This window comes from Micromonospora sp. NPDC000121 (genome assembly GCF_042899165.1).
Lineage (GTDB): Bacteria > Actinomycetota > Actinomycetes > Mycobacteriales > Micromonosporaceae > Micromonospora.
This window is the reverse complement of sequence record NZ_JBIAZP010000007.1, coordinates 152,096-173,852: the sequence shown is the minus strand read 5'-3', so window position 1 is coordinate 173,852 and position 21,757 is coordinate 152,096. Positions and strand designations below refer to the sequence as shown.

Sequence of the window (21,757 nt, the reverse complement as noted above, 5' to 3'; positions counted from 1 at the left end):
TACGCCGAACGCGGGTCACCGACGGCGCCCGGCGCGCCCTGCGACCCATGCGAGTTGAAGGATGACTGACAGCAGTTCCCCGTCCCCCTCGGTCTTCGTCCACCCGACGGCCGACGTCGAGGAGGGTGCCCGGGTCGGCGACGGCACCAAGGTCTGGCACCTGGCCCACATCCGGTCCTCCGCCCAGGTGGGCGCCGGCTGCGTCATCGGCCGCAACGTGTACGTCGACGCCGGCGTCACGGTCGGCGACCTGGTCAAGATCCAGAACAACGTCTCCGTCTACCAGGGCGTGACCCTGGAGGACGAGGTGTTCGTCGGGCCGTGCGCGGTCTTCACCAACGACTTCCGGCCCCGCGCGCAGAACCCGGACTGGAAGATCACCCCGACGCTGGTCCGCCGGGGCGCCTCGATCGGCGCGAACGCGACCCTGGTCTGCGGCATCGAGGTCGGCGAGTACGCGATGATCGCGGCGGGTTCCGTGGTGACGAAGGACGTGGCGCCGTACCAGCTCGTGGCGGGCAACCCGGCGCGGCCGAAGGGCTGGGTCGACGAGCGGGGCGAGGTCGTCTCCCGGGACGTGGACACCCCGCCGCAGCGGCAGGGCTGACCCGGCGACGAAACGGCGGTGGACGGGCGCTCCCGTCCACCGCCGTCGCGCGGGTGTTCAGCGGCAGAGCCGCGCGATCTCCTCCTGGAACCGCTCCATGGGGTTCGCCTCGGCCGGGCCGAGCAGGTAGGTCTTCAGGTCCCGCCGGGCGTCGGTCATCGGGTCGTCGCCGGCCCGGGTGACGGACACGATCTTTTCCAGCTCGCCGCAGTCCCGGGAGAGCAGGTACGCCGCCCGCGACGTCGGGTATTCCCGGCGGAACTCGTCCTCCGGCAGGCCGCCCGGGTTCGCCACCACGTACGGCCGCTGGCTCTGTACGAAGTCCGAGACCACACTGGACACGTCGCTGATCAGCAGGTCGGTCTGGTTGAAGCAGTCGAACAGCGCCGGCGTCCGGCCGGTGACCACGAGGTGCCGCGTGCCGTCCAGCGAGGTCGCGTCCGCGTCGCCGCCCGCCGCGCGGATCCGCTCCACGATCCGCTCGTGCACCGCCTTGGCCTCCTTGGACCGGGAGCCGGTCAGCGGGTGCGGCTTGTAGATGAGCCGGACCGCCGGCGCGGTGGCGAGCAGCCCCTGGACGATCCGCTCCCCCATCAGCACCAGCGAGGTGTGGTACGGGTCGTCGTCCAGCCACCCCTCCCAGGTCGGGGCGTAGAGCACCGTGAACGGCCGGTCGACCGACTCCGCACCGAACGTGTGCACCCCGGCGAGCTGCGGCCGTCCGATCTCGACGATGTCGGAGTCGAGCACGCCCACCCCGGCCCGGGCGTACCGCTCGCGCCCGGCGAGGCCGGCGACCCACACCTCGTCGTACACCTTGCTGTACGGGTTGACGCTGGCCTGCTTGTCGCTGTCGCCGTGCCCGACGAAGACGTGCTTCATGCCGGGCTCGCGGAGCATGTGGATGTTCGCGCCGACGTTCGCGGCGTAGAGCGCGGCGCGCACGCTGCCCAGTTCGAGGTTCATGAAGTCCACGCCGGCCGGCACGCAGATCACCGGCAGCCGGGTGTCGGCCAGTTCGAGGAACGCCTCCTTGCTGCGCATCAGCACCACACCGCGCTGGTCGAGCGCCTCGGTCGGGGCGAGCCACATGTTGGCCTGGTAGACGTCCTTCGCCGGCCCGGCGAAGTAGAGGGCCACCTCCGGCCGGTAGCTGTCCAGCCAGCGCTGGACGGCGGGCAGCAGCGGGCTCTGGCCCATCCCGCGCCCGCGCAGCCAGGTCAGCGCGACGATCCCGCCCACCAGCGCGGCGGCGAGCACGGCCACCACTCCCGCACCGATCACCGGGGCGGCGTTGTCGAGCACCGCCGCGAACACGGCGGCCGGCGCCAGCACCACGTTGACCAGGGCCAGCCGGTCGCCGGCGAGCCAGGCCGCCCAGTGCGGCGGGCGGGGCGCGGCCCGCATCGGGCCGAGGTCGATGTTGCGCACCAACGCCGACGTGGGGTTGCGCCGGTCGATCATCGTGGCGAGCGCGCCGGCGAAGACCGAGATCAGCCAGACGGTCGACGGCAGCACCAGGACCAGGCTGAGTTCCCACGCGCTCGACCGGATCTCGGCCACCACCAGCAGGACGACCGCGAGGTCGCGCGCGAGCTGCCGGTAGTCACCCCGCAGGCCGACCTTCTCGAGCAGCGTGTGTGTGGCGGGCGACCAGCGGGCGAGCGCGTACTCGCCGGTGACCGCGGCCAGCCCGGCGACGGCGAAGACGCCGACCCAACCGAGCGCGCCGGCGGCGAGCATCACCAGATAGGCCAGCAGCACCAGCGCGCCGCGGGCCGCGACTCCCGACGGCCCCATCAACTTGCCGAACAAGGACGCTCCCTATCGAAGTCGACGACGAGCCGCACCCGGTGGGCGTCGTGTCTCCCGGAGACGCGAACGGAGGCCGCGTCGTTCGTCATATCGGTCCAACTCGCCCACGACCTTAACGCGAACGGGCCGGGACGCATCGCTCGGGTATCGAACGATCGACCGGAGGAAGAATCGAGCGGACGCTATCGTCCGCCCGCCCGGACCCGCCCCGCCGCCGCACGTCGCGGGCCGGGTGCCGGCCGCGCCGGCCGGCTCCCGGCCCCGGTCAGCCGGGCTGGCGGAAGCAGCGCATCGCCCCGGGGGCGGACCGCTTCGCGAACTCCTGGAACCCGAGCTCCACGGCGATCTCCCGGGCGGCCCGGTTGCCGGAGTAGACGCAGATGGTGGACACGTCGAGCCGGTCCACCGCCGCCTGGAGCTCCGGCAGCGGTGCCAGGTCCGGCCGGCCGTCGGCGAGCGCGGCCAGCTTGAGCCGGTCCTGGACGAAGTCGGAGCTCTGGTCGTACTCGATCAGGTAGCCGTCCCGGGGCATGACGACCCGCAGCCGGCTGCTGATGATCGGCGAGATCCGCATCAGCGTCGAGGGGGCGAGCAGCAGCCCCGGCGGACGGTCCAGGCCCTGCATCCAGAAGACGATCTTCTGGCGCTGCTGGGGCAGCTTCCAGATCGGGTGCGGACGCACCTCGACGAAGCTCTCGGTCGACCACATGGGCGCGCCCCAGACGGCGAACGACGCGACCAGCGCGGTGGCGGTCGCCGCACCGACCAGGCCGTCGACGACCCGCCGGGCCCCGGGCAGCCGCACGGTGCACAGGATGCCGACGAGCCCGGGCAGGGCGAGGATCCAGGGCACCCGCCAGAGCACCGCGGAGACCCCGCTCAGGTCGCCGAGCAGCTCGAGCACGCCGGGCACGAACAGCACGCTCATCGTCACCGCGGCGCCCGCCGCGAGCAGTTGCGGGGTGCGCCGCCGGACCAGCATCGGCGCGCACCAGAGGGCGAGGCCACCGATCACACCGAGCACCCCGATGAGCAGGGTCCGCCGGTAGGTGCCCTCGGCGTCGAAGAACTGCGTCTCCCCACCGGCCTCGGTGACCGGCCCGAGCACGATCCGCGACACCACCACCGAACCGACCGGGTACGCGACCGCGGCGACGAACGCGACGACCGCCTCCCGCCAGCGACCGACCAGCAGCATCGCCGCGGCGGCCGCACCGACCAGGATCGGCAGGATGATCGCCGAGGTGGAGGAGAGCCCGGTGGCCACGATCGAGAGCGCGAAGACGAGGAAGAGTCGCCACCGCGACCGCGACTCGAACCAGTCGGTGAGGTAGACCCACATCAGCGGGACCACCGCGGAGACGAACATGCCCTTGCCCTCGTAGAGCCGGGGCAGGTGGAAGGTGCCGAGCGCCGCGTCCGAGCCGGCCACCAGGTAGAGGTAGGCGATGCCGACGGCGAACGCGAGCACCGGCCGGCGCGGCGCCCAGCGGTGCACCAGCCGCCAGAGGGCGAGCACCGCGAGCACGGCCAGCACGGGCAGCAGCACGTACCAGGTGGCGGAGGCGGCGTGCATGCCGAGGAACCGCCCGAGCGCGCCGGCGAAGACCTCGATCGACGAGATGGGCGGCTGGGTCGTCAGGGCCGGGGCGACGCCCTCGGTGAAGAGGAAGTCGCGCAGGGGGACCTCGTCACGCTCGGCGACCCAGACGGACTTGCCGACGTAGAAGACGTCGTCCTTGGAGTTGCGGGCCATGAAGAACGACGAGATGGCGACCAGCACCGAGACGACCAGCGCGTAGCCGGCCTGCCAGGGGCTGGTGGCGGGGGCGTCCGCGCCGGCGCCCGTCAGCCAGCGCCGCCGGGCCAGCAACGCGACCACGACGGAGGCGACCAGGCCCAGCACGGCGGGCACCCACCAGGGCATGTCGCCGGCGACAGCGGCCGTGACCGCCGCGCCGACCCCGGTGGCGACCGCGACCAGCGGCCAGCGCCGCGAGCGGTCGGTGGCGGGGTCCGCCGGGGCGTCGGTGGCGGCCGGCGCCGTCGCGGGCCGGCGGCGGACCGCCCGCACCACGGCGACGCCCGCGAGCAGCACGCAGCCGACCAGCCAGATCAGGAAGATCACCGACGGGGCGAGGCGGAACAGGAACGCGACGTGGTAGATCACCGTGAAGAGCGCGAAGGCGATCACCGCCGCGTCGGTGAAGAGCCGGGGCGACGCCGCCACGAGCGCGCCCAGCCGACCGGCGGGGCCGTCGCGCCGCGGCGGGTCCGACCGCGTCACGTCCGGCTCAGTCTCTGCCACCGCGGAACTTCCGACCTTCGACACGGAACATCCTTGCTCTTGTCTCATCAGGGCAGGTGGTCCTCGCGACCGGCGGGTGCGCGCCCGCCCGCCGCAGACGACGGGAGCGTACCCGGGCGCCAGCGTCGGGGGCAGACCGCCGGGCGGAGGCTGGGCGATCCAGCCCCCACCCGGCGGGAATGCTCCGTCGAGGCCTCAGAGCTGCTTGTCCTCGATGACGGCGCCGACCGCCCGGTGAGCGGGCAGGATCCGCTCCCGCTCCACGTCCATGTCGGTCCGCCCGGCGAGGATGTCCAGGAAGTGGTCCAGCTGGGCGGCGAGCGGCTCCCGGTTGGTGAGCAGCTCCGGCACCTCGATGATGCTCTGCTGCCGGTAGCCGCGCCCGTCCGGCGTCGCCGCGTCGGAGGAGACGTGCCGGTAGATGGTCACGTCCTTGCGGATCAGGTCCGCCTCGATCAGCCGGTCGACCTCGCTGATCACCAGCGTCCGGACCTTGCGCTGCCCGATCCGGCTGGCCGAGACGTTGGCCAGCGCGCCGCTGCCGAAGGCCAGCACGGCCTCGGTCACGTCCTCCGCCCCCGGCACCGAATCCGGGTGGAAGTAGCCCATCGTGCCCCGCACCGAGGTGGGCTCCTGCCCACCGAACGCCTGGATGGCCAGGTCGACGTCGTGCACGAGCAGGTCCCAGGCCACCCCGGTGCGGATCCGCGGCGCGTACGGCGAGTGCCGGGTGGCGGTCAGGTGCACCGGGCGGTCGACCAGGGCGAGGGCGGTCAGCACCGCCGGGTTGAACCGCTCGAGCAGGCCGCACAGCAGCGGCACGCCGCGCTTGCCGGCGATGGCGACGATCTCCTCGGTCTCGGCGAGGTTGCCGCAGACCGGCTTCTCGATCAGCAGCGGCTTGTCCGCGGCGAGCACCTGCCCGGCGAGGGCGTGGTGGAACTCGGTCGGCGCGGCGATCACCACGGCGTCGACGTCGGAGAGGTCGTCGGCGTTCGGGGCCCAGCCGGCCCCGTACCGCTCGGCGATCTGCTGGCCGACGGAGCGCCGGGGCTCGATCACCCGGGCCAGCTCGGCCCGGTCGGACTGGGCGATCACCCGGGCGTGCAGCGAGCCCATCATCCCGGTGCCGACCAGGGCGAAACGCACCTTGGCGGTCATGCGCCCACCGCCGCCCGGACGGCCTCGACCACCTGGTCGACGTCGCTGTCGGAGAGGTGGTGGTGCACCGGCAGGGAGACGCACTGGCGCACGACCCGGTCGGTCACCGGCGCCGGGTCGGCGACGACCCGGGGGTGGTCCCGGTAGCAGTCGTAGTCGTAGACCGTCTTCGGGTAGTAGATGCCGCAGCCCACGCCGCGCTCGGTCAGCCGGGTGATCACCTCGTCGCGGCTCACCGGGGCCTCGTCGGTGACCAGCACCGTGTACTGGTGCCAGACGTGCGAGCGGCCGGGCAGCTCGGTCGGCAGACGCAGCCCGGGCACGTCGGCCAGGCCGGCCGAGAGCCGGGCGGCGTTGTCCTTGCGGCGCTTGACGTTCTCGCCGTACGCGGCGATCTGCGGGATGCCCAGCGCCGCCTGCAGGTCGGTGAGGCGGTAGTTGTGCCCGGCCACCTCGTACTGGTAGCGCTGCCGCATGCCCTGGTTGCGCAGCACCCGCAGCCGGTCGGCGAGGCCCGCGTCGTCGGTGGTGATCATGCCGCCCTCACCCGTGGTGAGGTTCTTGGTGGCGTACAGCGAGAAGGTGCCGAGCCCGAAGCTGCCGGCGCCGCGCCCGGAGATCGTCGCGCCCAGCGACTGGGCGGTGTCCTCGACGAGGCCGAGGCCGTGCTGCCGCGCCAGCGGGGCGATCGCGTCCATGTCGGCGGGCTGGCCGTACAGGTGGACCGGCATGAGCACCTTCGTACGCGGGCCGATGGCCGCGGCGAGGGCGTCCGGGTCGACGCAGAAGTCGTCCTCGCGGATGTCGGCGAACCGGGCGGTGGCGCCCGCCTCGAGGATCGCGTTGAGGGTCGCGACGAAGGTGAAGGGGCTGGTGACGACCTCGTCGCCCGGCTGGAGGTCGAGCACCTGGAGCGCGGCCACGAGCGCGGTGGTGCCGTTGTTGACGGCCACCGCGTGCTCGACGCCGACGAGGTCGGCGAACTCGCGCTCCAGACGGGCCACCATCGGTCCCTGCGCGATGACGCCCGAACGGATCACCTCGACCGCCAACCGTTCGGCCGCCTCGTCCAGCTTGACGACGGAAATCGGGATCACAGGAGCTCTCCTTGGGGTATGGGGCAGCGTGCAGACGGTAGCAGCGTGGGAGACCCCTGGCACATCTGGACCGGCTCGGGGAGAATCCGCGCACCGCCCGGCGAGGCCCCGGACTCGCCGTCGGCCTGGGTTCGTGGTACGCCCCGCGCTGCGCTAGTCTCGGCGAATTGTGCAGGCGACCCCCACGGGTCAGGGCGACGCGGAGGCAGGACGGCCGTGGCAGAGACCGCGACGCAGGTCGAAACGGTGACCGCACCGGCCGACGGGGCCGGTGGGGCGAAGGGTCCGTCCCGCTGGCTTTCGCTGGGCGTACGGATCGTGGTGATCGCGGCGATCGCGGCGGGCATGACCTGGAGCGTCGTCAGCCAGTGGCCGGACGTCCGGCAGACCTGGCTCGACCTGGCGTGGCCCTCGGTGGTGCTCGCCGTGCTGGCGGTGCTCGCCGGGATGTTCGCCAACTCGATGGCGTGGCGGGCCGCCGCGGAGGACCTGGAGCACCGGGTGTCCGTTCCCGCCGCCCTGCGGATCTGCATGGTCGGGCAGCTCGGCAAGTACATCCCGGGCAGCGTGTGGGCGTACGTCCTGCAGATGGAGCTGGGCCGGCGGGCCGGGCTGCCGCGCGCGCGGGCCTTCCTGGCCACGCTGGTCGCGCTGGGGCTCGGCGTGGTCGCCGCGCTCGGCGTCGGCCTGCTGAGCCTGCCCTCGCTGCTGGACGCGACCGCCGAGACCGGGGCCGAGTACGCCGAGCCCGTCCGGGTGGCGCTCTACATCGTCGCCGTGCTGTTCCCGATCGCCCTGATCTGCGCGATCCCGGCGGTGCTCACCCGGCTGATCCAGATCGTCCTCAAGGTGCTGCGCCGGCCGCCGCTGCAGCACCGGCTGACGCTGCCCGGCGTGCTGCGGGTGGTCGGCTGGAGCGCCCTCGGCTACACCCTGTTCGGCGTGCACCTGTGGCTGCTGGCCAACGCCCAGGCCGCTCCCGGCGTCGGCGGCCTGCTGCGCAGCATCGGCTCGTTCGCCATCGCGATGACCGTCGGGATGTTCGCCTTCCTCTCCCCCTCCGGGCTCGGCGTCCGGGAGGCCGTGCTGGTCGCCACCATGGCGCCCTTCCTCTCCGGCGCCGGGGGGATCGGGGCGGCGACGGGCATCGCGCTCGCCTCCCGGCTGATCTTCACGGTGGCGGACCTCCTCGCCGCCGGCATCGCCGCCCTGTCCGGGGTGCGGCAGCTCCGGCGGGGGACGCCCGACGGGGTGGCCGCCGACGAGGCGGTCGCCGTCGAGCAGGTTCCGGCGCCCCGCTCCGCCGCCGACCAGGCCGCCGATCCGGTCACCACCCGCTGACGCCCGCCCGCCGGCCCGTGCCCGGCGGACGCCGTCCCGCGAAACGCCAGGTGCCCCCGACCACGCTCGTGGTCGGGGGCACCTGCTCGTCGTACGGTCAGCGGCGGCGGGACGCCGCCATCTCGCCGAGCACCTCCAGGTGCCGGTGCAGCACCCGGTCGAGGCTGAAGCGCTCCCGGATCAGCGACTGGCCGTTGACCCCGATCTGCTTGGCCAGGGCCGGGTCGGTCAGCGCGGCGACCAGCCGCTCGGCCAGGCCCGGGACGTCGCCGGGCCGGCAGAGCAGGACGTTCTCGCCGTCCCGCAGCGAGATGCCGGGGAAGTTGTCCGCCCGCGCCGGCGCGACCACGGGCACGCCCGCCGCCATCGCCTCCAGGGTCGCCGTGCCGAGGCCGAGCCCCTGCTCGTGCGACTCCACCGTCGCGGCGGCCAGGTAGTCGGGGATCTCGCTCTTGGGCACCTTGCCGGCCGCGATGACGGCGTGCTCGACGCCGAGCGCGCGGGCCCGCTCCTCGAACACCCCGTAGTAGACCTGGCCGCAGATGAGCAGCTTCGCGTCCGGCACCTTGGCCAGCACCTCGGGCAGCGCCTCGACCAGCGCGACGCGGTCGCGCAGCGGGATCACGTGCCCCACCGACAGGATCACCGGTGAGGTGCCCAGGTCGTGCCGCTCGCGGACCCGCTGGGCGTTGCCGCCGACCACCCAGTCCGGGTCCACCCCGACCGGGATCGGCACCAGGCCCGAGTGCGCGCCCCGGTAGCGGGCCTCGATGTACTCCTGCATGAGCACGTCCATCACCACGAGCCGCGGCTTGGACCGCCGCATGAACGGCTTGACCATGGTCGCGTCGAGCCCGCGGAACACCTTCGCGTAGCGGGCCTGCGGGTTCTCCAGCCGGGTGTGGATGGACAGCAGCGCCGGCACCCCGCGCTTGCGCGCGTAGAGCGCGGTCGCCCAGGTCAGGTCGAAGAACTGACCGTGCTGGTGGATGACGTCCGGCCGGAACTCGTCGAGCAGCTTGCGGACCTGGCGCAGCAGGCTGGGCCGGGTGGTGAACGAGATGTCGAAGCTCACGGCCAGCCGGGTCTGCGGCAGCATCCACGCCGGCAGCCGGACGATCCGCAGCCCGTCGCGCTCCTCGACCGCCGGGGCGTCCTGGTAGGCGGCCGTGAGCACCAGCACGTCGTGCCCCTGGGCGGCGTAGCCCTTGGCGAGCGACTCGGACAGGTGCGAGCTTCCGCCCGCGCGCGGCGGGAAGAAGTTGTTGACCACTGCGATACGCACGGGAGGGGTGCTCCTAGCTCTCCGCTACAGGGACGAACCGGACATCGCCGCCGTCCAACTCGACTGTGGAGACCACCCGGGCGGGGACCCCCGTCACGACCGCCCCCGGTGGCACGTCTCTGGTGACCACGGCCCCCGCGCCGACGACCGCGCCGTCACCGATGGTGACGCCCATCATCACGGTCGCGTTCGCCCCGATGAACACCCGGTCGCCGATCACCACCGGCGCCCGATCCACCGAAGCATAGGCACGGCCCGATACGCAACGCCGGGCGGTGGAGTGGGTGTAGATCTGCGCGCCGCAACTGATGTCGCAGCCGGCGCCGATGGTCAGCCCGCCGGAGCCGTCGATGACGGTGAACGCGCCGATCCACGTGCCCGCGCCGATCACCGGCTCGCCGATCACCCAGGCGTGCGGGTTGTACGGATTCGCCGGGAGCCCGTGCGACGACGGGCCCCCGGCGGACGACTCCTGGGTCACGCGACCTCGGTCTTGATGAGGTCGGTCATCCCGTCCTCGACAGCGATGGTCGGCTCCCAGCCGAGCACCTCGCGGGCCCGGGTGATGTCGGCGGCGCGCCGGCTGACCAGCACCTCGCGCGGGTTGAACTGCGGCTGCACGTCGACGCCGACGGCCTTGATCAGGATCTCGGCCAGGGTGGCGATCGAGGTGTCGATGCCGGTGCCGATGTTGACCGGCACGTTGCCCTGCTCGGCCTCCATCGCGGCGACCACGGAGCGGGCGATGTCGTGGACGTGGATGAAGTCCATCGACTGCTCGCCCTTGCCGTCGATGACCGGCGGCTCACCGTTCTTGAGCCGCTTCACGAAGTGGTTGATCACCGAGGTGTAGTAGGCGGTCGGCTTCTGGCCCGGGCCGTAGACGTTGAAGAACCGCAGGGCGATCCAGTTCAGGCCCTTGCTGCGCTGGTAGAAGCCGAGCAGGTCCTCGCCGGCCCGCTTGGAGATGCAGTACGGGGTGAGCGGGTCGAGCCGGTCGTCCTCGTGCATCGGCAGCTTCTTCGGGTCGCCATAGACCGAGGCCGACGACGCGAAGACCAGCCGCTTGACGCCGTGGTCGGCGGCGGCGGCGAACACGTTGTGGTTGCCGACCATGTTGATGTCGATCGACTCGTACGGGTCGGCCTGGCTCTTGTTGATCGAGACCGCGGCCAGGTGGATCACGTAGTCGCAGCCCTTCATGGCCGCGTGCACGGCGCCGCCGTAGCGGACGTCCTGGTCGATCAGCTCGACGTCGCCGGTGGCCACCAGCTCCGCGACGCGGTCCCGGTCACCACGGAACATGTTGTCGAAGATGCGGACCTTGTAGCCCTTCTCCAACAGCATCGGCACCACGTGCAGGCCGATGAAACCCGCGCCTCCGGTGATGAAGACGGTCTGCTTCGACATGGCGGAGCGTGTCCTTCCTGGGGTCAGCGGCTGGTGGCCGCGGTGTTGACGACGTCTACCAGCGTGGCCGCGACGGTCTCGACCTGGGCGTCGGTGAGGTTGGCGTGCATCGGGATGGCCAGGTGCCGGGCGAACAGGTCCGCCGAGACCGGGCAGGGTGTGGTCTGGCCGTAGAGCGGCTGGACGTGCGAGGCGTACGTGCCGAAGGTGCACTGCACGCCGCGCTGCCGCAACGCGAGCGCCACCGCGCCCCGGTCGACCGAGGGCGCCAGCGTGACGACGTACGACTGCCAGGGGTGCTCGCGGTCGGGCGCCTCGTACGGGGTGGTGATCAGCTCGTGGTCCTTGAGCAGCTCGCCGTAGCGGGCCGCGGTGCGGCGCTTCGCGGCCAGCAGGTCCGGCAGCCGGTCGAGCTGGGCGAGCATGATCGCCGCCTGGATGTCGGAGAGCCGGTAGTTGTAGCCCAGCTCGGTGAAGGTCGGGATCGGCAGGTGCGACAGCTCGGCGCGGGTGAGCGCCCCCTCCACCCCGTACGTGTGCAGCTTCCGGGCGTGCGCGGCGAGGTCCTCGCGGTCGGTGACGAAGGCCCCGCCCTCGCCGGCGGTGATGCCCTTGCGGCCGTGGAAGCTGAAGGTGGCGACGTCGGCCAGGCTGCCGGCCGGCCGGCCCTTGTAGGTGGCGCCGGCGGAGCAGGCGGCGTCCTCGACCAGGAACAGGCCGTGCTTGTCGGCGATGGCGCGCAGCTCGTCGTAGTCGGCGGGCTGCCCGAACGCGTCGACGGCGATGATGCCGACGGTGCGCGGGGTGATCGCGGCCTCGACGGCGGCCGGGTCGACCGTCCAGGTGTCCGGCCGCACGTCGGCGAAGATCGGCGTGGCGCCGGTCCACATCACCGAGTGCCCGGTGGCCGGGAAGGTGTAGTCGCCGACGATCACCTCGTCGCCCGGCTTGACACCGAGAGTGAGCAGCGCCAGGTGCAGCGCCGAGCCGCAGTTGCTGGTGGCGAGGGCGTGCCGGGTGCCGACGGTGGTGGCGAAGCGCTCCTCGAATCGGCGGCAGGTGGGCCCGGAGCCGGCGAGCCAGCCGGAGGCGAAGACCTCGGCGATGGCCGCGAGTTCCGCCTCGCCGACCGTGGGCTGGCCGAGCGCGATGACCTCAGACATGTGACCCCCAGAGTGATGGACCCGGAGCAGTCTAGGCCAACCGGGCGGGTCGTCCGCGAGTCGGGCGCGCGGGAGGACTTGGCTACCATCGGTCGCGGCGCCGGCAGGGGAGATGAGATGACCAGGTTCGTGGTGGTGGGTGGCGGCATCGTCGGGCTCGCCGTGGCACACCGGCTGATGACCGACCGGCCCGGGGACACGGTCACCGTGCTGGAGAAGGAGGCCGGCTGGGCGGCCCACCAGACGGGGCACAACTCGGGCGTCATCCACGCCGGCGTCTACTACAAGCCGGGCAGCCTGAAGGCCACCATGTGCAAGGCCGGCAGCGCGTCGATGGTCGAGTTCTGCGAGCAGCACGGCCTCGCGTACGACATCTGCGGGAAGCTGATCGTCGCCACCGACGCCGCGGAGCTGCCGCGGCTGCACGACCTGCACCAGCGCGCCCTCGCCAACGGCCTGCCGGTGCGGCTGATCGAGGCCGCCGAGGCCGCCGAGTACGAGCCGCACGTCGCGGCCGTCGCCGCGCTGCACGTCGCCTCGACCGGCATCGTCGACTTCGGGGCGGTCTGCCGCAAGCTCGCCGAGCTGCTCGCGGCGGGCGGGGCGGAGCTGCGCACCGAGACCGAGGTCACCGGCGTGGCCACCCGACCCGAGGGCGTGGTCGTGAGCACCACCCGGGGCGAGGTCGTCGGGGACGTCCTGGTCAACTGCGCCGGCCTGCACGCGGACCGCATCTCCCGGCTGGCCGGGGTGCCCACGCCGGTGCGGATCGTGCCGTTCCGGGGCGAGTACTACGAGCTGGTGCCGCAGCGGCAGGGCCTGGTGCGGGGGCTGATCTACCCGGTGCCGGACCCGCAGTTCCCGTTCCTCGGGGTGCACCTGACCAAGATGATCGACGGCAGCGTGCACGCCGGCCCGAACGCCGTGCTGGCGACCGCCCGGGAGGGCTACTCCTGGGGCCGGATCAGCCCGCGCGACATCTGGGACGAGCTGACCTACCGGGGCCTGTGGGCGCTGGGCCGCCGGCACTACCGCTACGGGCTGACCGAGGTGGCCCGGTCGCTGTCGAAGAAGCGGTTCGCGGCGAGCCTGGCCCGGCTCGTGCCGGAGCTGACCCCGGCGGACATCGTCCGGGCCGGCGCCGGCGTCCGCGCCCAGGCGATCCGGCCCGACGGCGGGCTGGTGGACGACTTCCTGATCGTCGAGGCGGACCGGCAGGTGCACGTGCTCAACGCGCCCTCCCCCGCCGCGACCAGCTCGCTGGAGATCGCCCGGCACATCGTCTCCCGGCTGCCGGTCGACGCGCCGCGCTGATCCGCCGGGCGGGCGGTCAGGCGGGCGTGGCGTCCGTGGCCGCCGCGCGGGGCCGGGGCACGCCGGCGCCGGCGCCGAGCCCGGTGGCCACCGCCTCGACCAGCGTGTCCAGGTACGCGTCGGTGAGCGGGGTCCGGGCGATCGCCAGCCGCCAGTAGAGCGGGCCGACGATGAGGTCGACGGCCGCCTCCGGGTCGGTGTCGGGCGGCAGCTCGCCGCGCTGCACGGCGCGGCCGATCAGCCTGCCCCCGATCTCCTGCTGCCGCGCCCGCAGCACCTGCTGGAGGGTCTGGTCGATGGTCGGGTTGCGAGCCGCCTCGGCGAGCAGATCGGGGATGATCTGCGAGGCCAGCGGGTGCCGCAGCGCGTGGGCCACGACCTGGAAGAGCAACTGGAGGTCGCCGCGCAGGGTGCCGGTGTCCAGCGCCGGCAGCTTGCCGGTGGCCGCCGCGGCGACGATCTCGAGCACCAGTTCCAGCTTCGAGCTCCAGCGCCGGTAGATCGCGGTCTTGCTCACCCCGGCCCGGCGGGCCACCGCCTCGATGGAGAGCCGGCCGTAGCCGACGGCGGCCAGCTCCTGCATCAGCGCGCGGCGGATCGCCGTGGTGATGTCGTCCCGCAGCACGGCGGCGCCGGCCGGCGCCCGCCTCTTCTCGGTCGTCACCTGGAGCTCGTCTCGGCTGTCACGAGGAACAATGTAGCGCAACGACGGTACGGTTGCGTCCCGACGTGTTTCGGACTACTGTCCACGCAGCGGCGAGGCGGCGCTCCCCGCTTGGCTCCATCGTCGCGCCTCATCCGTCGTCACGAAAGATCGGAGCGCCCAACCCATGGCCAACACCGCGCTGGCCGACCCCGACTCCGGCCTCACCCAGGCGCAGCTGGCCGCCCGCCACGGGCTCCGGGTCGCAGGCGAGCGGCCGCCCCTGGGCGAGTACGCCCGGCGGCTCTGGCGCTACCGGCACTTCATCGCCTCGTACGCCAACGCGAAGCTCGTCGCGTCGTTCAGCAACGCCCGGCTCGGGCAGCTGTGGCAGGTGCTCACCCCGCTGACCAACGCGGCGGTCTACTACCTGATCTTCGGCGTGGTGCTGAAGCAGGACAGCATCCCGAACTTCATCGCGTACCTCTGCACCGGTCTGTTCATCTTCAACTTCACCCAGACCGCCGTGCAGAACGGCACCCAGTCGATCACCGGCAACCTGGGCCTGATCCGGGCGCTGCACTTCCCCCGGGCCTGCCTGCCGCTGGCCGTCACGGTCACCCAGTTCCAGCAGCTCCTCGGCTCGATGGTGGTGCTCGTCGCCATCGTGCTGGTGACCGGCGAGCCGATCACCCTCGCCTGGCTCCTGCTGGTCCCGGCGATCATGCTCCAGTCGGTCTTCAACGCCGGCCTCACCATGGCCGTGGCCCGGATGGGCGCGAAGCTGGCCGACCTCAAGCAGGTCATGCCCTTCGTCCTGCGCACCTGGATGTACGGCTCCGGCGTGCTCTACAGCGTCACGCTCTTCGAGAACGAGCTGCCCGGCTGGGCCTCCCGGCTGGTCGAGTTCAACCCGGCGCTGGTCTACATCGAGCTGGCCCGCGTCGCGCTGCTGGAGCAGGCGCCGCTGCTCAGCTCCTCCGTGCTCCAGCTCTGGCTGGCCGCGGCGGGCTGGGCGATCGTGATGGGCGTCGGGGGTTTCATCTACTTCTGGCGGGGCGAACAGGAGTACGGCCGTGGCTGAGCAGTTCGAGTCGTCCAACGACGTGACGGTGACGCTGCCCCGGATCGAGGACCGGGTGCCGACCGTGGTGGTCGACGACGCGCACGTGATCTACCGGGTGCACAAGGGCGGCGGCGGGGGCGGCGGCCCGGTCGGCGCGCTCAAGCGGATGGTCACCCGCACCTCGGCGCCGAACATCCGGGAGGTGCACGCGGTCAAGGGGGTCAGCTTCACCGCGTACCGGGGCGAGGCGATCGGGCTGATCGGCAGCAACGGCTCGGGCAAGTCGACCATGCTGCGGGCGATCGCCGGCCTGCTGCCGGTCAACCGCGGCGCGGTCTACACCCAGGGGCAGCCCTCGCTGCTCGGCGTGAACGCGGCCCTGCTCAACGACCTCTCCGGCGAGCGCAACGTGGTGCTGGGCTGCCTGGCCATGGGGATGTCGCCGGCGGAGGTGCAGCGGCAGACCCCGGAGATCATCGAGTTCTCCGGGATCAACCAGCGGGGCGACTTCGCCTCGCTGCCGATGCGCACCTACTCCTCCGGCATGGCGGCCCGGCTGCGCTTCTCCATCGCGGCGGCCAAGAAGCACGACGTGCTGCTCATCGACGAGGCGCTCGCCACCGGCGACAAGGGCTTCCGCAAGCGCAGCGAGCAGCGGGTGCGGGAGCTGCGGGAGAGCGCCGGCACGGTGTTCCTCGTCAGCCACCAGCTCTCCTCGATCCGGGACACCTGCGAGCGGACGATCTGGCTGGAATCGGGCGTCCTGCGCATGGACGGCCCGACCGACGAGGTCCTGCGGGCGTACGAGGCGTTCGCCAACGGCAAGTAGCGCGCCGGAGGGCATCGACGACGATGCCGTCGGACCGCGTCGTCCCGTTGGGGCGGCGCGGTCGGCGCGTTAAGGTTCATCCGGTCGCCGCGCGGGCGGAACCTTCTGTTCACGCACCCCTGAGAGTGAGGATTCGGCAATGACGCAGGACCACACCACCACCCCGGACGCCACACCGGAGACCCCGGCGCCGTGGCGGCCCTCGCGGACGGTGGCGGTGGTGCTGGCCGGCGGCACCGGGACCCGGCTGGGCCTCGGCATCCCGAAGCAGCTGCTGAAGATCGCCGGTAAGCCGATCATCGAGCACACCCTGGCGGTCTTCGAGGCCGCCCCCGAGATCGACGAGATCATCGTGCTGATGGCCGCCGGCCACGTCGCCGAGGCCCAGCAGATCGTCGACAAGGCCGGCTTCCGCAAGGTCACCAAGGTCATCGAGGGCGGCGACACCCGCAACGCCACCACCCGGATCGCGCTGGACGCGGTCGGCGAGGGTGACTGCAACATCCTCTTCCACGACGCGGTGCGGCCCCTGGTCAGCGGCCGGATCGTCCGGGAGTGCGTGAACGCGCTCTGGACGTACTCCGCGGTCGACGTGGCCATCCCTTCGGCCGACACGATCATCCAGGTCGACGAGGACGACTGCATCACCGACATCCCGGTGCGCTCGTCGCTGCGCCGCGGCCAGACCCCGCAGGCGTTCCGCTCGGGCACGATCCGCGAGGCGTACCGGATCGCCGAGGGTGACCCCCACTTCGCCGCCACCGACGACTGCGGCGTGGTGCTGCGTTACCTGCCGGGCACGCCGATCAAGGTCATCGACGGCTCCGACGAGAACATCAAGGTCACCCACCCGGTCGACGTGCACCTCGCGGACAAGCTGTTCCAGCTCGCCGCCGCGCAGGCCCCCCGGGTCACCGACGACCGCAGCTACACCGAGGAGCTGACCGGCCGGACCATCGTCATCTTCGGCGGCAGCTACGGCATCGGCCACGACCTGGCCGAGCTGGCCCGCCGCTACGGCGCGCAGGTCTTCCCGTTCAGCCGCTCCAGCACCGGCACGCACGTGGAGCGCGCCGCGGACGTCGAGGCGGCGCTGAAGACCGCCTTCGAGGCCACCGGCCGGATCGACCACGTGGTGGTCACCGCCGGCATCCTGGAGAAGGGCGCCCTCGCCGAGATGGACGAGGAGACCATGGACCGGGTGCTCCAGGTCAACTTCGTCGGGCCGGTCATCGCCGCCCGCCAGTCGCTGCCCTACCTCCAGCAGACCAAGGGCCAGCTGCTGCTCTACACGTCCAGCTCCTACACCCGGGGCCGCGCCCAGTACGCCCTCTACTCCTCCACCAAGGCGGCCCTGGTCAATTTGACCCAGGCGCTCTCCGACGAGTGGGCCGAGTTCGGCGTACGGGTCAACTGCATCAACCCCGAGCGCACCGCGACCCCGATGCGCACGAAGGCGTTCGGCGAGGAGCCGGAGCACACCCTGCTCGCCGCCGAGACCGTCGCCCAGGCATCGCTGGACGTGCTGATCTCGGACCTGACCGGTCAGGTCATCGACGTGCGCCGCGCGCCGGGCGAGGTGCCGGCCCAGCCGGTGCCGGGGCAGGCCGAGCGGGCCGCCAGCCCGGCGAGCGCCGGCTGACGCGGGTCTCGGGCCACGGCGGGGAACGGAGCCGACATGCGTGGTGACCTGGTCCGCAAGCTGATCGCCCGCGCCCTGGCCACCGGCCTGGCGGTGCTGGCGTTCCTCGTCGTCGCGCTGACCGGAGCGACCGGCTGGGGGCTGGGGCTGGCGGTGGCCGCCCTCGCGGCGGTCGCCTGGGAACGGCGGGTCCGCCCGGGTGCCGACAGCGTCGCCGAGACCGCCCTGGTCGCGGCGGCGGTCCTGGTCGGGTACGCCCGGCGCCTCGACGCCGGCTTCGACCCCGCGCTGGCCGCGACGGCGCTGGTCCTACTGGGGCTGGTGCTGCTCGTCGGGCCGCTGCGGGATGCCGGCGGCCTGGAGGTGCGCGCCGCGAACCTGCCGGTGCGCTCCTGGACGCCCCTGGTCGCCGCGCGTCTCGGCGACGCCCTGCTGGGGCTGCTCGCCGTGGTGGCGGCGGCCGCCGCGGCGACCCTGCCCGCCGGGGTGGCGCTGGCTGCCGTCGCGCTGGTCGCCGCCGGCGCCGGCGCGGTCGGGCTGGACCTGGCCCGGCGGCGGTTCCGGCCGGGGGCCGGCGGGTCGGCGGTCTCCCGCGCGCTGCGCCGGCACCAGCCCGAGTTCCTGCTCCACTTCTCCGCCCCGCCCGGCTCCGAGTACCAGGTCACCATGTGGCTGCCGTACCTGGAGCGGATCGGCCGGCCGTTCCTGGTCATGGTGCGGGAGCCGGAGTTCCTGCCCATCGTCGCCGCGGCCACCACGGCGCCGGTGGTCTACTGCCCGACGCTGAAGGCGATGGACGAGGCGCTCGTGCCGAGCCTGCGGGTGGCGTTCTACGTCAACCACGGCGCGAAGAACAGCCACTGCATCCGTTTCACCCAGCTCACCCACGTCCAGCTGCACCACGGCGACAGCGACAAGGCGCCCAGCGCCAACCCGGTCTCCGCCATCTTCGACCGGATCTTCGTCGCCGGTCAGGCCGCCATCGACCGGTACGCCCGCGCGGGCGTGGACATCCCGGCGGAGAAGTTCGTGGTGGTGGGTCGACCGCAGGTCGAGTCGATCGAGGTCCGCCCGGAGCCGGTGCGCGGCCTGCCGAACCCCACGGTGCTCTACACGCCGACCTGGACGGGCCACCACGCGGACGCCAACTACTGCTCGCTGCCGGTGGCCGAGGCGCTGCTGCGCGGGCTGCTGGCGCGGGGCGCGACGGTGATCCTGCGGGCCCACCCGTACACCTCGCAGAACCCGGCCTCGGCCCGGCAGTTGGGCCGGCTCACGGAACTGCTGGCCGCGGACCGGGCCCGCACCGGCCGGCCGCACGTCTTCGGCGCCGCCGCCCGCGAGCTGACCCTGACGGAGTGCGTGAACCGCTCGGACGCGCTCATCTCCGACGTGTCCGGGGTGATCTCCGACTACCTCTACTCCGGCAAGCCGTACGCGGTCACCGACATGGGCGGCGAGGGCGACCGGTTCGCCGAGCGGTTCCCCCTGGCCGGCTCGGGCTACGTGCTGCGCCGCGACATGTCCAACGTGGACGAGGTGCTGACCGCCCTGCTCGACACCGACCCGCTCGCCTCCGCCCGCTGGGCCACCCGGAGCCGCTACCTGGGCGACTTCCCGGCCGAGTCGTACGCCGAGGCGTTCCTGGACGCCGCGCGGCGGCAGCTCGACGCGGGCTGGAACCCGCCGACGCCGCGCGACGCCGCCGGGGCCGGCCTGCCGGTCGAGCCGGACGAGGCGTCCCTCTCCGCCGCCACCTGACCGGCCCGGCGCCTCGCGCGGGTCAGCGGTACGGGTCGACCAGCTCCAGGACGGCCTCGGGGGCCTCGACGTGGGCGTTGTGGCCCAGGCCGGGCAGGGTGACGACCGGCACGCCCAGCTCCTTGAGCTGGGCGTCGGTGACCATGGGGTCGTGCTCGCCACGGGCCAGCAGCACCGGCGCGTCCGTCGCCGCCAGCAGGGCCGGCAGGTCCGGCTCCCCCACCCCGAACGCGGCGGGGTCCATCGCCAGCCGCCAGCGGCCGTCGACCTGCCGCAGCCCGGCCTCGACCACGGGGTGGTCCGGCGCGAAGAGCCCGGTCAGGCCGGCCACCCGCAGGTACCGGCGGGCCGCCTCGTCCCGGCTGGCGAACCACGTCACCGGGCGGGCGGCCAACTCCTCGGCCTTCGCCAGCTCGGCCGGGGACCAGACGGCCTTGATGCCGAGCCCGACCACCGCGTCGACCGGCAGCCCGGCGCCGCGGGCGGCCAGCGCCAGCCCGACCACGCCGCCGAGGGAGTGCCCCAGCACGACGAGCCGGTCCCCCGCCGCGAGCCCCGCGGCGATCCGGTCGGCCAGCCCGGCGAACGAGTACGCCGGCAGCGGCGGCGACCAGCCGTGGCCGGCGAGGTCCGGCGCCAGCCACCGCCCCGCCCACCGGCGCTCCAGCAGCGGCGCCCAGGGCAGCCACACGTCCCCGGTCGCGCCCATGCCGTGCAGCAGCAGCAGGACGCGCCGGCCGTCCCGGTCACCCGATTCGTCGACCATAGGCCGCAGTGTGCCACCCGCCGTACGCCCCGGCGAGGGCCGTGACCCGGAGACGACATCGGGCGCCGGCTCCCGGTGGGGGAGCCGACGCCCGACGGGTGTCTTCTCAGGCGGAGTAGCCGCGGGTGGCGGCCCAGTTCGCCAGGTCGATGGTGGACATCCAGTAGGACGCGGTCGCCGGGTTCGCCGAGTCGGCGATCTTCACCAGCCGGCCCTCGTCCTGGTAGCCCACGACGGCGATGTAGTGGCCGCCGGGGAACGAGTGCCAGCCGCCGTCGGTGTCCGTGGCGCTGCCGGCGACGTTGACCACGACGCCCCGCCCGGCCGTGATGGCGGCGACCACGTCGGCCTGGAGCCGGTCCATCTGGGCCGGGGTCGCGGCGCCGCCCGGGATCATCCGGGTCCGGTACGGGTCGCCCTTCACCGTCGCGTTCAGCACCCGGGTGGTGTCCTCGGCGGAGTCGGTGCCCATCTCGTCGGTGCCCAGCGGGCCGGCGAGCTGGTCCTGGCTACGGTCGATGCCGGCGGCGCTGAGGGCGTGCCGGACGGCGGCCGGACCGCAGTTGTAGAAGGTGGTCTGGGCCTGGTAGTCGTAGTCCAGGGACTTCGCCTTCGGCGGCTTCGGCGGCTCCGGCTTGCGGGTCAGGTCCGGGTTCGGGGCGGCGCTGGTGGCGCTGGCCGAGGGGGCGGCGCTGGACGCGGCCGGGGCGCTGGCCGACGGGGTGTCCGCGACGCGGGCGTCGCCGCGCGAGGCGACGGTGCCGTCCCGCATCTCGCTCACGGCCACCGGGGCCTGTGCGGCGGCGGGTGCCTCGTCGGTGCCGGCCAGCAGCGCGCCGGTGCCCGACGCGAGCACGAGCGCCGCGGCCGACGCGGCGGCCACCTGGTACGGACGCTCGGACGTGAGGCGACGGAGCTGTCGCCTGAGGTGGTGCTTCACGGTTTCCTCCACGGGCTCGGGGGGTGAGCGGCCGCCGGTCCGGGCAGGGGGGACCGACCGCGCGGACGGCGTCCGGCGGTGGTGGACCACTCAGGGATGCGCCCGGAAATGCCGGGCGACGGGCGGTGACCGGTGGGTCAGCTCGCGGCGTGCGGCCGGGCTAGCCGGGGCACCGTGGCGCCGTGGAGGCGCCGGAACGACCGGGGGGCGGGTGGGTGCTGCACGAGGATGGAACTCCTTCCGACGCCGCCGACCGGGTTAGCTGACGGATTCGGGCGGGAAGAACGCCCTACCGCGGGCCGTGGCCCGCGGATTCACCCCGATGTTGCACTGGGTCCCCGGCTCGCCTGTGCACGATTAGGCGGGTCGGCGCGGCGTCGCCTCTTGCGATCGGGTACCGCACCGGACGGGCCGACATTACTGGCCCAGCCACGCCCTGCCAACCCGCTCCCACCTGCTTAAACCTTGATCGCGAGACTTTTTTTGCGGGCAGTTTGGCACTGACGTGACTCAATGGGATGACCGTTTCCCGGCGCACCTTTCGTCGATAACCGGACGAGTGGTGGACATCGACGCGGAATCGTCGGCGGGAATCGCCCGGGCCGCGCC

Annotated in this window: 18 protein-coding genes and 1 riboswitch; of the genes, 7 read left to right on the top strand and 11 right to left on the bottom strand. The window is 73.0% G+C overall.

What is annotated here, in order from left to right; translation table 11 throughout:
- Positions 1-61 precede the first annotated feature (61 nt).
- On the top strand, positions 62-607 hold the full coding sequence (locus ACFY23_RS21035) for an acyltransferase (RefSeq protein ID WP_350677848.1): 546 nt from the start codon (positions 62-64) through the stop codon (positions 605-607).
- A 57-nt stretch (positions 608-664) separates the two neighbouring features.
- On the opposite strand, the gene ACFY23_RS21030 is transcribed toward ACFY23_RS21035, so the two are convergent.
- The 4 genes from ACFY23_RS21030 to ACFY23_RS21015 all read right to left on the bottom strand — a co-directional run bounded on the left by ACFY23_RS21030 (position 665) and on the right by ACFY23_RS21015 (position 6,988).
- Complete coding sequence (locus tag ACFY23_RS21030) at positions 665-2,422, bottom strand: CDP-glycerol glycerophosphotransferase family protein (protein WP_350677845.1); 1,758 nt, start codon at positions 2,420-2,422, stop codon at positions 665-667.
- Positions 2,423-2,687: 265 nt separating this feature from the next.
- The gene (locus ACFY23_RS21025) at positions 2,688-4,730 is read right to left on the bottom strand and encodes a DUF6077 domain-containing protein (protein WP_350677843.1); all 2,043 of its coding nucleotides are present in this window, start codon (positions 4,728-4,730) and stop codon (positions 2,688-2,690) included.
- A gap of 195 nt (positions 4,731-4,925) precedes the next feature.
- On the bottom strand, positions 4,926-5,891 hold the full coding sequence (locus tag ACFY23_RS21020; RefSeq protein ID WP_350677840.1) for a Gfo/Idh/MocA family oxidoreductase: 966 nt from the start codon (positions 5,889-5,891) through the stop codon (positions 4,926-4,928).
- On the bottom strand, positions 5,888-6,988 hold the full coding sequence (locus ACFY23_RS21015) for a DegT/DnrJ/EryC1/StrS family aminotransferase (protein ID WP_350677838.1): 1,101 nt from the start codon (positions 6,986-6,988) through the stop codon (positions 5,888-5,890). Before ACFY23_RS21015 ends, ACFY23_RS21020 begins: the two co-directional genes overlap by 4 nt.
- A gap of 216 nt (positions 6,989-7,204) precedes the next feature.
- Here ACFY23_RS21015 and ACFY23_RS21010 point away from each other — a divergent pair, with 216 nt between their 5' ends.
- The gene (locus ACFY23_RS21010) at positions 7,205-8,329 is read left to right on the top strand and encodes a lysylphosphatidylglycerol synthase domain-containing protein (RefSeq protein WP_350677835.1); all 1,125 of its coding nucleotides are present in this window, start codon (positions 7,205-7,207) and stop codon (positions 8,327-8,329) included.
- A gap of 97 nt (positions 8,330-8,426) precedes the next feature.
- Here ACFY23_RS21010 and ACFY23_RS21005 read toward each other — a convergent pair whose 3' ends face one another.
- From ACFY23_RS21005 to ACFY23_RS20990, 4 genes are read right to left on the bottom strand one after another with little or no spacing between them, the layout of a single operon-like run.
- Positions 8,427-9,614, bottom strand: a complete 1,188-nt coding sequence (locus ACFY23_RS21005) for a glycosyltransferase family 4 protein (RefSeq protein ID WP_350677833.1) — start codon at positions 9,612-9,614, stop codon at positions 8,427-8,429.
- Between the two features lie 13 nt (positions 9,615-9,627).
- Entirely contained in the window at positions 9,628-10,095 is a 468-nt protein-coding gene (locus ACFY23_RS21000) for an acyltransferase (protein ID WP_387038175.1), read from the bottom strand.
- Positions 10,092-11,024: an NAD-dependent epimerase/dehydratase family protein gene (locus ACFY23_RS20995; RefSeq protein ID WP_350677830.1), complete on the bottom strand. Its 933-nt coding sequence runs from the start codon at positions 11,022-11,024 to the stop codon at positions 10,092-10,094. The genes ACFY23_RS21000 and ACFY23_RS20995 overlap by 4 nt, the downstream gene beginning before the upstream one ends.
- Positions 11,025-11,047: 23 nt before the next feature.
- Positions 11,048-12,187, bottom strand: a complete 1,140-nt coding sequence (locus tag ACFY23_RS20990) for a DegT/DnrJ/EryC1/StrS family aminotransferase (protein WP_350677827.1) — start codon at positions 12,185-12,187, stop codon at positions 11,048-11,050.
- Positions 12,188-12,304: 117 nt separating this feature from the next.
- Between ACFY23_RS20990 and lhgO the strand changes: the two genes are divergently transcribed.
- The gene (lhgO, locus tag ACFY23_RS20985) at positions 12,305-13,501 is read left to right on the top strand and encodes an L-2-hydroxyglutarate oxidase (RefSeq protein WP_350677824.1); all 1,197 of its coding nucleotides are present in this window, start codon (positions 12,305-12,307) and stop codon (positions 13,499-13,501) included.
- Positions 13,502-13,517: 16 nt separating this feature from the next.
- Here lhgO and ACFY23_RS20980 read toward each other — a convergent pair whose 3' ends face one another.
- A complete protein-coding gene (locus ACFY23_RS20980) occupies positions 13,518-14,126 on the bottom strand; it encodes a TetR/AcrR family transcriptional regulator (protein WP_387038258.1) in 609 nt (202 codons plus the stop codon).
- Between the two features lie 205 nt (positions 14,127-14,331).
- Here ACFY23_RS20980 and ACFY23_RS20975 point away from each other — a divergent pair, with 205 nt between their 5' ends.
- The 4 genes from ACFY23_RS20975 (at position 14,332) to ACFY23_RS20960 (ending at position 19,442) form a co-directional block, all read left to right on the top strand.
- Entirely contained in the window at positions 14,332-15,228 is an 897-nt protein-coding gene (locus ACFY23_RS20975; protein ID WP_350677820.1) for an ABC transporter permease, read from the top strand.
- Positions 15,221-16,039, top strand: coding sequence for an ABC transporter ATP-binding protein (locus ACFY23_RS20970; protein ID WP_350677817.1), 819 nt, complete (start codon positions 15,221-15,223; stop codon positions 16,037-16,039). Before ACFY23_RS20975 ends, ACFY23_RS20970 begins: the two co-directional genes overlap by 8 nt.
- Positions 16,040-16,178: 139 nt before the next feature.
- Positions 16,179-17,681: a bifunctional cytidylyltransferase/SDR family oxidoreductase gene (locus ACFY23_RS20965; RefSeq protein WP_350677815.1), complete on the top strand. Its 1,503-nt coding sequence runs from the start codon at positions 16,179-16,181 to the stop codon at positions 17,679-17,681.
- Between the two features lie 36 nt (positions 17,682-17,717).
- Positions 17,718-19,442 carry a CDP-glycerol glycerophosphotransferase family protein gene (locus ACFY23_RS20960; RefSeq protein ID WP_350677813.1) on the top strand — a complete coding sequence of 575 codons (1,725 nt, stop codon included), beginning with the start codon at positions 17,718-17,720 and terminating at the stop codon, positions 19,440-19,442.
- A gap of 22 nt (positions 19,443-19,464) precedes the next feature.
- On the opposite strand, the gene ACFY23_RS20955 is transcribed toward ACFY23_RS20960, so the two are convergent.
- Positions 19,465-20,208, bottom strand: coding sequence for an alpha/beta fold hydrolase (locus ACFY23_RS20955; protein ID WP_350677810.1), 744 nt, complete (start codon positions 20,206-20,208; stop codon positions 19,465-19,467).
- A gap of 106 nt (positions 20,209-20,314) precedes the next feature.
- A complete protein-coding gene (locus ACFY23_RS20950; protein WP_350677808.1) occupies positions 20,315-21,160 on the bottom strand; it encodes a C39 family peptidase in 846 nt (281 codons plus the stop codon).
- A gap of 220 nt (positions 21,161-21,380) precedes the next feature.
- Positions 21,381-21,522, bottom strand: a riboswitch (cyclic di-AMP (ydaO/yuaA leader).
- Positions 21,523-21,757: the final 235 nt, after the last annotated feature.